Annotated in this window: 15 protein-coding genes; 5 read left to right on the plus strand and 10 right to left on the minus strand. The window is 69.4% G+C overall.

Annotated features, from left to right (window positions below; genetic code table 11):
- Positions 1-109: 109 nt before the first annotated feature.
- The 4 genes from rplI to rpsF all read right to left on the minus strand — a co-directional run bounded on the left by rplI (position 110) and on the right by rpsF (position 1,847).
- Complete coding sequence (gene rplI / locus ACGFIB_RS31375; RefSeq protein ID WP_142573422.1) at positions 110-556, minus strand: 50S ribosomal protein L9; 447 nt, start codon at positions 554-556, stop codon at positions 110-112.
- Positions 557-574: 18 nt separating this feature from the next.
- Positions 575-811: a 30S ribosomal protein S18 gene (gene rpsR, locus ACGFIB_RS31380; protein WP_030508621.1), complete on the minus strand. Its 237-nt coding sequence runs from the start codon at positions 809-811 to the stop codon at positions 575-577.
- 86 nt (positions 812-897) lie between these two features.
- A complete protein-coding gene (locus ACGFIB_RS31385) occupies positions 898-1,455 on the minus strand; it encodes a single-stranded DNA-binding protein (protein WP_142573420.1) in 558 nt (185 codons plus the stop codon).
- A 101-nt stretch (positions 1,456-1,556) separates the two neighbouring features.
- Positions 1,557-1,847 carry a 30S ribosomal protein S6 gene (gene rpsF / locus ACGFIB_RS31390; RefSeq protein WP_142573418.1) on the minus strand — a complete coding sequence of 97 codons (291 nt, stop codon included), beginning with the start codon at positions 1,845-1,847 and terminating at the stop codon, positions 1,557-1,559.
- A gap of 184 nt (positions 1,848-2,031) precedes the next feature.
- On the opposite strand from rpsF, the gene ACGFIB_RS31395 reads away from it, so the two are divergent.
- Positions 2,032-2,364 (plus strand): hypothetical protein, encoded by a 333-nt coding sequence (locus ACGFIB_RS31395; protein WP_393376697.1) that lies wholly within the window; start codon positions 2,032-2,034, stop codon positions 2,362-2,364.
- 41 nt (positions 2,365-2,405) lie between these two features.
- Here ACGFIB_RS31395 and ACGFIB_RS31400 read toward each other — a convergent pair whose 3' ends face one another.
- The gene (locus tag ACGFIB_RS31400; RefSeq protein ID WP_167530482.1) at positions 2,406-2,582 is read right to left on the minus strand and encodes a hypothetical protein; all 177 of its coding nucleotides are present in this window, start codon (positions 2,580-2,582) and stop codon (positions 2,406-2,408) included.
- 180 nt (positions 2,583-2,762) lie between these two features.
- On the opposite strand from ACGFIB_RS31400, the gene ACGFIB_RS31405 reads away from it, so the two are divergent.
- Positions 2,763-3,554, plus strand: coding sequence for a deoxyribonuclease IV (locus ACGFIB_RS31405; protein WP_142573414.1), 792 nt, complete (start codon positions 2,763-2,765; stop codon positions 3,552-3,554).
- Positions 3,555-3,597: 43 nt separating this feature from the next.
- Here the strand turns inward: ACGFIB_RS31405 and ACGFIB_RS31410 are convergent, their stop codons facing one another.
- From ACGFIB_RS31410 to ACGFIB_RS31425, 4 genes are all read right to left on the minus strand, one after another.
- Positions 3,598-4,833, minus strand: coding sequence for a glycosyltransferase 87 family protein (locus tag ACGFIB_RS31410; RefSeq protein ID WP_357238456.1), 1,236 nt, complete (start codon positions 4,831-4,833; stop codon positions 3,598-3,600).
- 114 nt (positions 4,834-4,947) lie between these two features.
- Positions 4,948-6,324: a glycosyltransferase family 87 protein gene (locus tag ACGFIB_RS31415; protein ID WP_357238454.1), complete on the minus strand. Its 1,377-nt coding sequence runs from the start codon at positions 6,322-6,324 to the stop codon at positions 4,948-4,950.
- Positions 6,325-6,427: 103 nt separating this feature from the next.
- A complete protein-coding gene (locus tag ACGFIB_RS31420) occupies positions 6,428-9,412 on the minus strand; it encodes a transglycosylase domain-containing protein (RefSeq protein ID WP_393376699.1) in 2,985 nt (994 codons plus the stop codon).
- 82 nt (positions 9,413-9,494) lie between these two features.
- Positions 9,495-9,878, minus strand: a complete 384-nt coding sequence (locus tag ACGFIB_RS31425; protein WP_142573406.1) for a DUF5318 family protein — start codon at positions 9,876-9,878, stop codon at positions 9,495-9,497.
- A 125-nt stretch (positions 9,879-10,003) separates the two neighbouring features.
- Here ACGFIB_RS31425 and ACGFIB_RS31430 point away from each other — a divergent pair, with 125 nt between their 5' ends.
- Entirely contained in the window at positions 10,004-10,642 is a 639-nt protein-coding gene (locus ACGFIB_RS31430; protein WP_142573405.1) for a PadR family transcriptional regulator, read from the plus strand.
- A 13-nt stretch (positions 10,643-10,655) separates the two neighbouring features.
- On the plus strand, positions 10,656-11,735 hold the full coding sequence (locus ACGFIB_RS31435) for an inositol-3-phosphate synthase (RefSeq protein ID WP_142573403.1): 1,080 nt from the start codon (positions 10,656-10,658) through the stop codon (positions 11,733-11,735).
- Between the two features lie 114 nt (positions 11,736-11,849).
- Here the strand turns inward: ACGFIB_RS31435 and idi are convergent, their stop codons facing one another.
- The gene (idi, locus tag ACGFIB_RS31440; protein ID WP_142573400.1) at positions 11,850-12,449 is read right to left on the minus strand and encodes an isopentenyl-diphosphate Delta-isomerase; all 600 of its coding nucleotides are present in this window, start codon (positions 12,447-12,449) and stop codon (positions 11,850-11,852) included.
- Positions 12,450-12,551: 102 nt separating this feature from the next.
- On the opposite strand from idi, the gene ACGFIB_RS31445 reads away from it, so the two are divergent.
- A complete protein-coding gene (locus ACGFIB_RS31445; protein ID WP_142573398.1) occupies positions 12,552-13,850 on the plus strand; it encodes an MFS transporter in 1,299 nt (432 codons plus the stop codon).
- The last annotated feature ends 62 nt before the right edge of the window (positions 13,851-13,912 follow it).

Raw genomic sequence — 13,912 nt, forward strand, 5'->3', positions numbered from 1 at the left:
AACCCGCGTTTACCTGAGGGGAATCGCATCGTCGCCGGGCGACCCGAGAACCGCGAAGGGCCCCTCCCCGGCGGACGGAGAAGGGCCCTCGACGGAACTGCGGCGGGTGTCAGCCCGCGACCACCTCGACATCGATGGTGGCGGCGACCTCCGGGTGCAGCCGGACGCTCACCTTGTGAGTGCCGACGCTCTTGATCGCGTTGCCGATCTCGATGCGGCGGCGGTCGAGCTGCGGACCGCCGGCGGCCTTGACGGCGTCGGCGATGTCACCGGTCGTGACCGAGCCGAACAGCCGGCCCGTGTCGCCCGCGCGGGTCTTGAGCTGCACCTTGAGGGCGCCGAGCCGGCCGGCGACCTCCTTGGCGGAGCCCAGGTCGCGAATCTCGCGGGCGGCACGCGCCTTCTTCAGCGAGGCGATCTGCGACTCGGCGCCGCGGGTCCAGCGGAAGGCGAACCCACGCGGAATGAGGTAGTTGCGGCCGTAGCCGTCCTTGACCTCGACGATGTCGCCGGGAGCGCCGAGGCCGGAGACCTCAGTGGTGAGGATGAGCTTCATTGTCCTGAGTCTCCTTTCTCAGCGCGCGGTGCTCGTGTACGGCAGCAGGGCCATCTCACGAGCGTTCTTGATAGCGGTCGCCACGTCGCGCTGGTGCTGGGTGCAGTTGCCCGTCACCCGGCGGGCACGGATCTTGCCGCGGTCGGAGATGAACTTCCGCAGCAGCCCCGTGTCCTTGTAGTCGACGTAGGAGATCTTGTCGTGGCAGAAAAGGCAAACCTTCTTTTTAGGCTTGCGAATTGCCGGCTTCGCCATCGTGGTGCTCCTCTCAGAGCCCCGCATGTCGCGGGAATGGTCGCTCGGTTGTGTTTACGGTGGTGGGACCGGAAGGCCCCGGTGACCTAGAAGGGCGGTTCGTCGCTGAAGTCGCCGCCGAAGCCGCCGCCGCCACCGCCCTGCGGGCCGGCGAAACCGCCGCCACCGCCGGAGCCGTAGCCCCCGCCACCCTGCGGGGCGGGCGCAGCGGTCGCCCACGGGTCGTTGGCCGGGCCGCCGCCGAAGCCGCCGCCACCACCGCCGCCACCGCCCTGGCGGGAGGTCTTGTTGACCTTCGCCGTGGCGTTGCGCAGCGAGGGGCCGACCTCGTCGACCTCGACCTCGTAGACCGTGCGCTTCTCGCCTTCCTTGGTCTCGTACGACCGTTGGCGCAGCCGTCCCTGCACGATCACCCGCATGCCGCGCTGGAGGCTCTCGGCGACGTTCTCCGCCGCCTGCCGCCAGACGTTGCAGGTGAGGAACAGGCCCTCGCCGTCTTTCCACTCGTTGGTCTGCCTGTCGAGGAACCGCGGAGTGGACGCGATGCGGAACCGGGCCACGGCCTGCCCCGTGGGGGTGAAGCGCAGCTCCGGGTCGTCGACAAGATTGCCGACGATCGTGATCTGTGTGTCGCCTGCTGCCATCGGTCGCTTTCGCCTTCCTATCCCGTCAGCTGAGCTGTCAAGGGCTCAGAGTACGGCCCGGGCCCGACAAATCGCCGGGCTTCGGGGTCTGCCAGTGGAGCTCAGTGGAGCTCGGGGCGGAGGACCTTGGTGCGGAGAATGCCCTCGTTCAGGTTGAGCTGGCGGTCCAGCTCCTTCACGGTGGCGGGCTCGGCGGTCAGGTCGACCACGGCGTAGATGCCCTCGGACTTCTTGGCGATGTCGTAGGACAGGCGGCGGCGGCCCCAAACGTCGACCTTCTCCACGGTGCCGCCGTCATTGCGGACGACGGTGAGGAACTGGTCGAGCGACGGCTGCACGGTACGCTCGTCGAGGGACGGGTCGAGAATGACCATCATCTCGTAGCGACGCATGTGTGATCCAACCTCCTCTGGACTCTTGCGGTCACGACGCCTTGCCGTGACAGGAGGACCCTGCGCTTCGTCCGGGCGGCCATGGCCCCCGGCCTTTATCAGACGCAGTCGAACAAGGCTACCAGCCACTTGGCCATACCCGGCCCGGAGAGTGAAACTGGAGGTCGGAGAGGGGGTAGGCGCGATGCGACTCGCCATCGGCCACAAGAGAAGGCACCCCGTTCATCTCACGCTGAACACGGACGGCAGGCCGCACCCGCGGGAGAACGCGATGACGATCGCGACGCTGGTGTGCGGCCTGGTGGCGTTCGTCACGGGCTTCATCGTGACGGCCCACATGATCGCGTCATGGGTGGGCGCGGTCGGGTTCTGGGGCGGCCTGTACGCCCAGTTCGTCTCGTCGACCACCAGACAGCGGGCACTGATCATCGTGGGGATCGTGGGGTCGTTCGTCGGCGCCGCGCTGGGCATCGCGCACGGGGGCTTCTTCCCCCGCGGGTTCACCCTGCGCAACTGACGCGCACGCGACCGAAGCCCGGGCGGTCGCGGCGTGGCCGGTCAGCCGCCGATGTGCAGGTCCACGCCGAGCAGCACGAGGAACCACAGGAAGACCGCGATCAGAGCCTGGGCGACCTGCTTGAGGAGAGTGGGGGTGATGTAGTGGTGGAGCCAGGCCACATAGAGGCCGACGAGGATGTAAATGAGAAGGATGAAGCTGCCTAAGCGATATCTCATGCTCGCCTCCTTGGCGACGAAGTAGTATCGCGCGCGGGTTTCGGGGGCGCGCGACACGCGACTGCCCTGGTTCGCACCTTTGAAACAGCGTGTCCCCTTGAAACGCTCTTGGAGAGCGCATAAGGTTCGCCCTCCGCATCCGGCAGCCCCTTGACGCGCAAGCAACGGTGGAGGAACGGCATGGACAGCCACAGCGGCTCCCGCCCGCGGATCGGAGCCCACGTCGACCAGGACGACCCGCTGGCGCACGCGGCGGCCCGCGACGCCGAGGTCGTGCAGTTCTTCCTCGGCGACCCCCAGGGCTGGAAGGGCCCGGTGACTCCCGCCACCGCCGACGCCCTGCGCGCCTCGGACGTGGACGTCTACGTGCACGCGCCGTACGTCGTCAACGTGGCCACCGCCAACAACCGCATCCGCATCCCGAGCCGCAAGCTGCTCGACGCGCACCTCAAGGCGGCGGCGGCCATCGGCGCCAAGGGCCTGATCGTCCACGGCGGGCACGTCAACGCGGGCGACGACCCGCAGACCGGATTCGACAACTGGCGCAAGGTCTTCGAGCGCACCGAGTGCCCGATCCCCGTGCTGATCGAGAACACGGCCGGCGGTGGCAACGCGATGGCGCGCAAGCTGGAGCGCATCGCGCGGCTGTGGGACGCGGCGACGGCGGGGGCGCCGGACCCCTCGGTCGTCGGCTTCTGCCTGGACACCTGCCACTTCCACGCGGGCGGCGAGGAGCTCGCCGGGCTCGTGGAGCGGGTGAAGGCGATCACGGGCCGCATCGACCTCGTGCACTGCAACGACTCGCGGGACGCGTTCGACTCCGGGGCCGACCGCCACGCCAACCTCGGCAGCGGCCAGATCGACCCCGAGTCGATCCTGGAGGTCTGCCGGGCGGCGGGAGCGCCGATCGTGGTCGAGACGCCGTTCGAGGGCCAGGCCGACGACATCGCGTTCCTGCGCAAGCATCTGTAGGCACTCGTCCACACCCTGTGGACAACTCTGCGGATTGAAAACCTCAGGAAGCGGGTACGGCCGCCTGAACCTCGTGCGCGTCCCTCACCCGCGCGGGCCTGCGCGTCGCGCGCCACAGTTGCACGTACGACGTGACGGCCGCGGCGAGGAAGACGAGGTTGCGCAGGACCAGCACGAGCGTCCCCGGCAGGGCGCCCGTCCAGCTGTAGTCCAGCTCCATCCAGGGATACATGACCCCCGTCAGCAGAGCGGCCACCATGACGAGCAGGGCGGCCGGCCGCTGCGTCGGGCCCGGCCGGTCGCGCCGCACCGACAGGATGACGGCGGCGATCCCGATCACCCACACGAGGTACTGCGGTGACAGCACCCGGCTGGTGGCGACCAGGAAGAGCACGGTGGTGAGGGCGGCGTCGTAGTACGACCGCGGGCTGGGGGCCGCGCGCAGCCACCACAGGCCGATCAGCGCCAGCGCCACGGGCGTGGCGGCCAGGCTCAGCATCGTCGCGACGCCCACGCCACCGCCGACGGCCTCCATCGCGCCGTGCCGGTAGGTGGTGTAGCCGTCCCACCAGCCGAGGGCCCGCGCGAGCGCGAGCGGTGTGGCGGCCAGCGACTCGATCTGCAGCCCCCGCTTCTCCTGCGCGGTCAGGAAGTCCAGCGCGTGCGGCACGGTCAGGGCGGCCACGCCGCACCCCGCCACCGCGACGACGAGCGTGAGCCCCGACGCGGTCAGCAGTTCGCGCCACCGCCGCAGGCCGGCGAGCAGCGCGACCGGCCACACCTTCACGAGAAGCCCGAGGCCGATCAGCGGCCCGCGCACCGCGGGGTTGGCCGACGCCGTCAGCGCGAGCACCGCCACGAGCGTGACCATGAGGTCGTACCGGGAGACGAGCACCGGGCCGAGCAGGGCCGCGCCCACGGTCCACGCCCACGGACCCGTACGGCCGCCGCCGCGGCGGGAGGTCGAAAACCACCACAGCAGGAGCAGGATCACGAGGTCGCACAGCGCCGCCAGCAGGAAGAAGGCGACGTGGTAGCCCAGCGGCAGCAGGCGGGGGGCGAGCAGCGGCAGCGCCGCGAACGGCGGATACTGCCACTTCTCGTCACCCGCCGGGAACTCACCCTCCATCAGGATCTCGGACCAGTGGCGGTAGAGGGTGACGTCGTTCCTGAAGGCCTCGCCGTGCCCGGTGGGGATGGTCTGGGTCGCGACGAGGAGAAGCATTCCCCTGGTCGCGGCCCACACCAGCAGCAGGAGCCATGGTGGCCTCCGGCGCATCGCGTCTCCCCCGTTCGTCGCGCACACTCTCACGCGACGCTACGCGATGCCTCCGCTCGGACGGCTCCTGACCGCGCCGTGACGGGCGTGAAATCCGATGTAAGTTTCACGGTCTCACGCCGTCTCCGGCTGCTGCCGGGCGTCCCGTTCGCCCCGCGCGAGGAGCGAACGGCGCAGCACGAGACGGTCCTCGGCGTGGTCGAACACCCCGCCCGACGGGTCGTCGGCCTCCCCCTGGCGTACGACGTCGTGCTCGGGACGCAGGATGTCGCGGACGACGAGGGCCATGAGGACGACGATGGTCAGCGCCCGGGCCCAGACCGACAGGAAGTAGGGGTCGTCGCCGATGCCCTCCCCGGCGTGGTCGGGATACTGGCTGACCAGGTAGAGCCAGATCGAGAAGAAGTACCAGCACTCCGCGACCTGCCAGGCGGCCAGCGCGCCCCACTTCGGCCTGGCCAGCACCGCGAACGGCACCAGCCACAGGACGTACTGCGGCGACCAGACCTTGTTTGTGATCATGAAGGCGGCCAGGGCCAGGAAACACAGCTGCATCAGGCGCGGCCGGCGCGGCGCGGCGAGCGCCAGCACGGCGACGCCCAGCAGCAGCACCGCCAGCGCGGCCATGGCCATGGTGTTCAACTTCTCGGCGTCGCCGAGAAAGGCCAGGAAACCGGGCCTTTCCATGCCGAACCACTGGGTCTTCTGGAAGAAGAACCACAGCCCGCCCCAGTCGGCGCCGCGCTCGCTGCTGAACGCGTAGAACTTCTCCCAGCCCTCGAAGTTCACCAGCATGATCGGCACGTTCACCAGCAGCCATGCGGCCGCGGCCCCGGCGACGGTCTTGAGGAACGGCACCCACTTCGCCGTACGCACCGTGAGCAGGAACAACGCGCCGAAGAACATCAGCGGGTAGAACTTGGTGGCGACGGCGAGGGCCAGCAGCACGCCCGCGAGCCACGGCCGGTGGCGGGCCCACGCCAGCAGGCCGCCGAGCGCGAGGGCGCCGGCGGCCAGGTCCCAGTTGATGTACGCGCAGAGGATGACGGCCGGGCCGACGGCGTACCAGAGGGCGTCCCAGCGGCGGGCCGGTCCGGCGAGCGCGGCCGTGAGCAGCACGCCCGCGACCAGCGCGATCCCCATGAGGATCACGGTGACGTCGTAGAACACGACCCCGTCGCCGCCCGCGAGCCTGCGGGCGAATTCCATGATCCCGCCGATGCCCACCGGGTATTCGACCGGGTAGTCGACGTAGGGGACCTTGCCCTCGTTGAGCTTCTCGGCCCAGAACAGCGGATAGATGTCGGTGTAGCAGAAGTTCGTGAACTGCCCGACACCGCCGTTCCAGGCTCCGCCGAACCGGCAGGGATATTTCCACAGGTAGGCGAGAACGGCGCCGAGCCCCGCGAGAAGCCCGAGAGGCAGGTACGGCACCGCCCGCGCGGCGACCCCGGGCAGCGGGGCGGAGTCGTTCGTGGTCCGGGTCGTCATGCTCGGTATTGCACCATTCAACGCCTCGGCTTGGCGACTCCTCGCACCGAAAGGGCCCGCGGCGGGAGTCGCCGCGGGCCCCTTCAGGACATCGGATCGCGGATCAGGCGCCGCCGCCCCTGCCGTTTCTGCCGTTTCCTGGCCCGGGCGGCATGGCGGCCGGGGCCTGGTTGATGTTCAACGGGACATCGTCGCCCCCGGGACCGCCGTCCTGGCCGCCCGTGCCCTGGTCGTCGCCGAAGCCGTCACCGCTGTCACACCCCGGGCCGCCGTCGAAGCAGTTGCCGTCGTCGGGGAAGTCCGTCGGGAAGTCCGTCGGGAACCCGCCGTCCTCCGGAGTCGGCGACGGGCTCGGCGTCGGACTCGGCACGATGTTCTCCGGGCTGCCCAGCCCGGACTTCTGCGGGAACTGCTCGACCGGCTTGCTCGCGAGCGCCTCCACCATGAAGTTCCGCCAGATGGTGGTCGGGTAGGTCGCACCCTCGATGCCGCTGCCGAGCGATATCTCACGAGGATCGGAATACCGGTTGTTCGGGCCGTACTTCTTACTCGGCTTCCCCCCGGGGGTCTCCGGGCAGTTCGCGTTGATGGGCTGGACGATCTTGCCCTTCTTGGTGACGCACTGCTCGCGGTACATGCCGACGGCGGTGGACACCTGCGGGGTGAAGCCGACGAACCACGCTTCCTTGTTGTCGTTGTTCGTGCCGGTCTTGCCGGCGGCCGGGCGGCCGATGCCCTTGCCCGCCGCCGTACCGGACTTGAGGACCTCCTCCATGGCCGCCACGGAGTCGGCCGCCGCCTCAGGCGTGATCACCTGCTTCACGTCCCGCCGCTCGGGGAAGACGACCCCCTTGTCCTTCCGGACCTCCTTGACCACGTGGTAGTCGACGTGCTTGCCCTCGTTGGCGAAGATCGAATAGCCGGCGGCCTGCTCGACGGGAGTGACCAGGGCGCTACCAATGGAGAACTGGTACTTGTGCGCCTTGACGTCGTCCTCCATGCGCTGCTTGCCGAGCCCGGCCTCCTCCGCGATCTGCTTCACCGCGCTGAGCTGCCCGATCGTGCCGTTCTCCTCGTCCAGCTTGTACGCCATGGACGCGAAGGCGGTGTTGATCGAGTCGGCGGTCGCCGTGGTGACGCTGATCGCCGGCCCGGGGTTGTGGCTGTTGCCGATGCGGGTGGTGCCAGGCAGCTTCTCCGGCACCGTCTTGTTGCCGGGCACGAAGCTGTTGAGGCTGTATCCGGCGTCCAGCCAGGCGGCCAGCACGTACGGCTTGAACGCCGAGGCGGCCTGCTTGTAGGAGTCGAACGGTTCGTTCCAGTTGTCCTTGACGTAGTCCTCACCGCCGTAGAAGGCGAGCACCCGCCCCGTCTTGGGGTCCACCGCGGCCAGACCGGCGTGGATCTCCTTCGGCAGAGTGGAGGTGGTGCCGATGACCGCCTTCCTGGCGGCCTGCATGAGCTTCTTGTCGAAGGTCGAAATGATCTTGTAGCCGCCGCTCCTGACCTGGTCGGGCGGCAGGTTCATCCGGGTCTTCAGTTCCTCCAGCACCTGGACGACCATGTAGCCCTTCAGACCGCCCAATTCGTTGGTGTTGCGCTCGGGGACGGTCTTGGGGAACTTGGCCGTGCTCGGCAGCTTGCCGTACTTGGCCGGGTCGAGCCGTGCCATGGCGTTGATGACGTCCTTGAACCGGCTCTGCAACCGCGGGGAGTCGGCGTCCAGGGCGGGCGTCTGGATGCGCGCGGCGAGGTAGGCGCCCTGCTCCGGGGTGAGCTGTTCGACGTGCTTCTTGAAGTACGCCTGCGCGGCGGCCTCGATGCCGTAGGCACGGCCGAAGGGCACCGTGTTGAGATACTGCAGCAGGATCTGGTCCTTGGGCATTTCCTTGTCGAGCTTGACCGCGACGAAGATCTCCTTGATCTTGCGCTTGATCGACACTTCCTGGCTCAGGCCGTCGTAGTAGTTGCGGGCCATCTGCTGGGTGATGGTCGAGGCGCCCTGGAGCTGCTGGCCGGTGGCCGTCATGTAGACCGACCTGATCATGCCGGGGACCGAGATGCCACTGTCCGTGCGGAAGGTGTTGTTCTCGATGGCGATCACGGCGTCCTGAACGTGCGTCGGCACCTTCTTGATGTCGGTCAGGATGACGCGCGGGGTGCCCACCTTGGCGATCAGCGTCTTGCCGTCGTTGTAGTAGATGGCGCTGCCCTGCGCCACGGCCTCCGCCTGCGTCGCCTCCGGCAGCGGGGTGTTGGCGTAGGCCACCGCGATCATGCCGAAGGTGCCGGCGGCCAGCACGGTGAAGGCCGCCACGAGGATCTTCCAGCTCGGCAGGAAGCGCTTCCAGCCCGTACGGCGCGGCTTCTCGTCGTCCTCGTCGAAGTCGTCGAAGTCTCGTGGATCCCGGGGGCCGCGCCCGCCGGGGCCTTCCGGACCACCCGGACCACCCGGACCACCCGGTCCACCCGGGCCGCCGGGGCCGCCGGGACCACGGCCGCCTCGGGACGGAGGCCTGCGGCGACGGCCGCCGGTCTGGATCGCCTCGGTGCTCTGCCCGTCCGCGTCCCCGCGGCCGTCGCGGCGGAAGCCGCCCGTCGGCATGCCCATCGCCTGGGTGCGCTGCTCCCCGCCGGGAACGCCGGGAACGCCGGGCCGGCCAGGACCACCGGGAGCCCCGGGAGCGCCGGGTCCACCGGGAGCGCCAGGACCGGCTGGGCCGCCGGGGTGGCGCGGGTCACGGCCCGCCGGCGGGCGTCCGCCGCCCACCGGCCCCCGGGATCCCTGCTGCGGCCCCTGCGGCGAGCTCTGCGGCCTGCCCGGAGGCACCGCGTTCATGGCCGCCGTGTCCTCGAAGGCGGCCGACTCCCTGCGGCGCCGCTCGGGTTCTCCCTGCCGGGCGGCCCGGGGCGGCTGGGGGGCCGGTCCCCTGCCGGGCTGTCGCGGCGGGGCGGGCTCGCCATACTCGCCGTACTCGTCGGATTCCCTGGTCGAGCGACGGCGGCGCCCAGGGCGGGCTGATCCACCGGAGCCCGAGGCGTCCTCGGGACGGCCGGTCGGCTCCGGTCCGTAGCTGCTGTAAGTCACGCGTCCTCGTCAGATGGTTCGGGGAATTGATCGACGTCGGCCGACAGGCCGGCTGGCCGCCCTCCTGGAGGTGGAGGTCGCCCTACAGAGAAGGGCCCGGGGGATCGGCTGTTCCGAGGACGAACGACACCGCCAGGTGGTTCCAGGAACAACCTTGGCAGACCTCCACCACGTAGACCCGGAATTCGCGGTATTCCCGGGCCATCGTGGTGAGCTCGGCCATCCCTTTTGCCTGGCCGGCTACTCGTCCTAGTTCGTCCCCATATACGTATGTGACGTTGGTCACGTTCCTTCGTTCGCATATGGGGCACGTGCGACTCGTCGGCTCTCCGTGGAACCGGGCCGCGCGGAGCAGATATGGGTGGGCGTCACACACGTCCCGCGCCCGCATGCGGCCGGCGCGGACGGACTGTACGGCCGCCCGCTTAGCGAGGCCGTAGTCCACGACCGACCGCTGTGACCACATACGGCCAGATTACGACCCTTTGCCAAATCTTGCCGAACCGTTGACCCGTTGCCATATATGACACCCCGACGTATCCTGCGGATGTATCGAGTCGATACATCGGCCGGACACAGGAGGTGGTTCCAGTGACGGGCTCTCGTGGAGGTGTGCTGGAGCTCGCCGTCCTGGGATCGCTGCACGAAACGCCCTTGCACGGATACGAGCTGCGCAAACGGCTCAACACGCTGCTCGGCATGTTCCGTGCGTTCTCCTACGGCTCGCTGTATCCCTGCCTCAGGGGTCTGCTCAACGATGGCCTCATCGCCGAAGAGGAACCCCCTGAGGACACGGTCCTCGGCCGCAGGTCAAAGATCGTCTACAAGATCACGGCGGAGGGCAAGGAGCGGTTGCAGGAGCTGCTCAGCCAGTCGGGCCCGTCCTCATGGGAGGACGAAAGCTTCGGCATCCACTTCGCCTTCTTCCGTCACACGGAGGCGGAGGTGCGGCTCCGGATCCTGGAGGGCCGTCGCAGCCGCCTGGAAGAACGCCTCGACCGCGTCCGTGAGGCTCTCGCCCGTACGAGAGAGCGACTGGACAGCTACACACTTGAGCTCCAGCGCCACGGGCTGGAGTCGGTCGAGCGCGAGGTCCGCTGGCTGAACGAGCTGATCGACTCGGAACGGCGGAGCCGTTCGGCTCCCGGCGAGGGGGATCACCCCCCGGATCCCGCGCAAGCCGTACAGGAACAGACCCGGAGGGCGGACACGCCCGAGGCAGATAGGTAAAGGAGCGAGTGCTATGGGTTCGGTGCGCGTAGCCATCGTCGGTGTGGGCAACTGCGCCTCATCGCTGGTGCAGGGCGTCCACTACTACAAGGACGCGGATCCGGGCACCCGTGTGCCGGGCCTCATGCACGTGCGGTTCGGCGACTACCACGTCGGTGACGTGGAGTTCGTCGCGGCCTTCGACGTGGACGCCAAGAAGGTCGGCCGCGACCTGTCGGAGGCCATCGTCGCCTCCGAGAACAACACGATCAAGATCTGCGACGTGCCGCCGCTCGGCGTCACCGTGCAGCGTGGCCCGACCTTCGACGGGCTGGGCACGTTCTACCGCGAGATCATCGAGGAGTCGGACGAGCAGCCGGTCGACGTCGTCCAGGCGTTGAAGGACGCCCAGGTCGACGTCCTGGTGTCCTACCTCCCGGTGGGCTCGGAGGAGGCCGACCGCTTCTACGCGCAGTGCGCGATCGACGCCAAGGTGGCCTTCGTCAACGCGCTGCCGGTCTTCATCGCCTCCGACCCCGAGTGGGCCGCGAAGTTCACCGAGGCCGGCGTCCCGATCGTGGGCGACGACATCAAGTCGCAGGTCGGCGCCACGATCACGCACCGGGTGCTGGCCAAGCTGTTCGAGGACCGCGGGGTAGAGCTGCTGCGCACCTACCAGCTCAACTTCGGCGGCAACATGGACTTCATGAACATGCTGGAGCGCACCCGCCTCCAGTCCAAGAAGATCTCCAAGACCCAGTCGGTGACGTCGCAGATCCCGCACGAGATGGCCAAGGCCGACGTCCACATCGGCCCGTCCGACCACGTGCCGTGGCTGGACGACCGCAAGTGGGCCTACGTCCGCCTCGAGGGCAAGTCGTTCGGCGACACCCCGCTCAACCTGGAGTACAAGCTCGAGGTCTGGGACTCGCCCAACTCGGCCGGCATCATCATCGACGCGGTCCGCGCGGCCAAGATCGCCCTTGACCGGGGCATCGGCGGCCCGCTGCTGTCGCCCTCGTCCTACTTCATGAAGTCGCCGCCGGAGCAGTACTCCGACGACCACGCCCGCGAGGCCGTCGAGAAGTTCATCCGCCGCGAGATCGAGCGCTGACGTCCGTCGCCCACCGCGTGTCCCGCCCCGGCTCCGCTCGATCGGACCGGGGCGGTCCCGTGTCTCCGGGTGCCGGAGTCACGGGATGTCAGCGCGTCTCAGCGTGTCAGCGTGTCAGTGGTTCGAGGTGAGCGGGCGCGCGGCCGGCGGCAGGGCGGCGACGTCGGCCACCGGCCAGGCCAGCGGGTCCGGCCCGAGCGCGACGAGCTGGGGCACCTGCTTCCGGGCCCAGGGTGAGATGTCCAGCTCCCCGCTCATCACCCCGGCGGCGAAGAGCGTCCAGGGCTCCCACCGGACCTCGCCCACCTCCTCGGCGTTGGGCGCGGCCTCCTCGGTCACCACGGCCCGGTAGACCGGGCACAGCTCGTTCTCCACCGTGCCGTTGTCCATCACGGCCCGGTAGGAGAAGCCCGGCAGGACCAGGTCGACGGACTCGACGTCCAGGCCCAGCTCGAACCCGAGGCGGCGGATCACCGCCGACGACAGCGGCTCGCCCGGCAGCGGGTGCCCGCAGCAGCTGTTGGTCCACGCGTCGGGCCAGGTCAGCTTCGAGCCCGCCCGACGCGACAGCAGCACGCGTCCCCGGTGGTCGAAGACGTAGCTGGAGAACGCCAGATGCAGCGGCGTGTCGGCGCCGTGGACGGTGGACTTGGGAGCGGTGCCGATCGGGTTGCCCTCGCCGTCGACCAGCACGACATGTTCCTGTGAAGTCACTCTGCGAGAGTACGTGATCACCTTGGAACAGGGGAGACGTAGGGGGCTTTATCAGGGTTGGTCCGGATGCCCGGATGTGATCGTCCCGCGTAGGCTGTCGCCGTGTCCTACGTCTCCGATCTGCGGGTGGTCCTGCGAGGCCGAAACTTCCGGCGGCTTTTCGCCACTCGGCTCGTCTCGCAGTTCTCGGACGGGATCTTCCAGCTCGCCGTCGGCGGCTACGCGTTCTTCAGCCCGGAACGGCAGGCCAGCGCGACCGCCATCGCGGCGGGCCTCGCGGTGCTGCTGCTGCCCTACAGCGTCCTCGGGCCCTTCGTCGGGGTGTTCATCGACCGCTGGTCGAGGCGGCAGATCCTCGTCATCGCGCCGGTCGTGCGGGGAGTGCTGCTGGTGCTGGCCGCCGTCCTCGTCGCGGCGGGGGCCTCGGACGCCGTCTTCTACGCGGCGGCGCTCGGCGTCCTCGCGGTCAACCGCTTCTTCCTGTCGGCCCTCAGCGCGGCGCTGCCGCACGTCGTGCCGTCCGACCACCTGATGATGGCCAACGCGGTCACCCCCACCTCGGGCACGGTGGTGACGTTCGTCGGGGCGGGCGCCGGCGTCGCGCTCCGCATGATCGCCGGAGGGGAGGACACGGGCGTGGCCGTGCTCCTGGTCTGCTCCGGCCTCGTCTTCGGTCTGAGCGCGCTGATCGCGCGGACGATGGAGCGCTCCCTGCTCGGCCCCGCGTACGACCCGGACCGGCCGCAGGCCCGCGAGGCCGTACGGCACGTGCTCGCCGGGCTGGTGGACGGCGCGCGGCACCTCAAGCACCGGCGTTCGGCCGGGGCGGCCCTGAGCGGCGTCGCGACGCACCGCCTGATGTTCGGCATCTCGACGGCGGCCGTGGTGATGCTCTACCGCTACCACTTCACCACCGACGCCGACGACGCGCTCAAGGGCATCGCGCTCGTGCTGGGCGCCGTCGGCGCGGGGAGCTTCGCCGCGGTGGTGGTCACCCCGTGGGCCACCGAGCGGATCCGCATCGAGATCTGGGTCCCGATAATGCTCGTGACCTGCGGAGTCCTGGAGTTCGCGCTGTGCGCGACCTTCCGGGAGGGGGCGATCTTCGCCGCCGGGCTGGTGATCGGCGTCGCTGGACAGAGCGTGAAGATCTGCGCGGACACCGTCGTGCAGCGCGACATCGAGGACGCCTATCTCGGCCGCGCCTTCTCCGTGTACGACATGTTGTTCAACGGCATGACGGTCCTCGGCGCGGTGCTGGCGGCGGCGCTGCTGCCGGCCGACGGCAAGTCCTATCTCGCGCTCGCCGTGATCGGCGTCGGCTACCTGCTCGGCGCGGTGGTCTACCGGATGATCCTGCCCACCGCCGTACGCAGGCCGCCGGTCCCCGCCGCCGACTGAGGTCCGCAGGCTGGGCTCAGCCGACTGACCTCTGCAGGCTGGGCTCCGCCGACTGACCTCTG

This window comes from Microbispora bryophytorum (genome assembly GCF_043197435.1).
Taxonomy (GTDB): Bacteria; Actinomycetota; Actinomycetes; order Streptosporangiales; family Streptosporangiaceae; genus Microbispora; species Microbispora bryophytorum.

Bases quoted from the DNA above. Each gene is read 5' to 3' on its own strand.
- rplI (WP_142573422.1), bottom strand. From the start codon at position 556: ATGAAGCTCATCCTCACCACTGAGGTCTCCGGCCTCGGCGCTCCCGGC.
- rpsR (WP_030508621.1), bottom strand. From the start codon at position 811: ATGGCGAAGCCGGCAATTCGCAAGCCTAAAAAGAAGGTTTGCCTTTTC.
- ACGFIB_RS31385 (WP_142573420.1), bottom strand. From the start codon at position 1,455: ATGGCAGCAGGCGACACACAGATCACGATCGTCGGCAATCTTGTCGAC.
- rpsF (WP_142573418.1), bottom strand. From the start codon at position 1,847: ATGCGTCGCTACGAGATGATGGTCATTCTCGACCCGTCCCTCGACGAG.
- ACGFIB_RS31395 (WP_393376697.1), top strand. From the start codon at position 2,032: ATGCGACTCGCCATCGGCCACAAGAGAAGGCACCCCGTTCATCTCACG.
- ACGFIB_RS31400 (WP_167530482.1), bottom strand. From the start codon at position 2,582: ATGAGATATCGCTTAGGCAGCTTCATCCTTCTCATTTACATCCTCGTC.
- ACGFIB_RS31405 (WP_142573414.1), top strand. From the start codon at position 2,763: ATGGACAGCCACAGCGGCTCCCGCCCGCGGATCGGAGCCCACGTCGAC.
- ACGFIB_RS31410 (WP_357238456.1), bottom strand. From the start codon at position 4,833: ATGCGCCGGAGGCCACCATGGCTCCTGCTGCTGGTGTGGGCCGCGACC.
- ACGFIB_RS31415 (WP_357238454.1), bottom strand. From the start codon at position 6,324: ATGACGACCCGGACCACGAACGACTCCGCCCCGCTGCCCGGGGTCGCC.
- ACGFIB_RS31425 (WP_142573406.1), bottom strand. From the start codon at position 9,878: ATGTGGTCACAGCGGTCGGTCGTGGACTACGGCCTCGCTAAGCGGGCG.
- ACGFIB_RS31435 (WP_142573403.1), top strand. From the start codon at position 10,656: ATGGGTTCGGTGCGCGTAGCCATCGTCGGTGTGGGCAACTGCGCCTCA.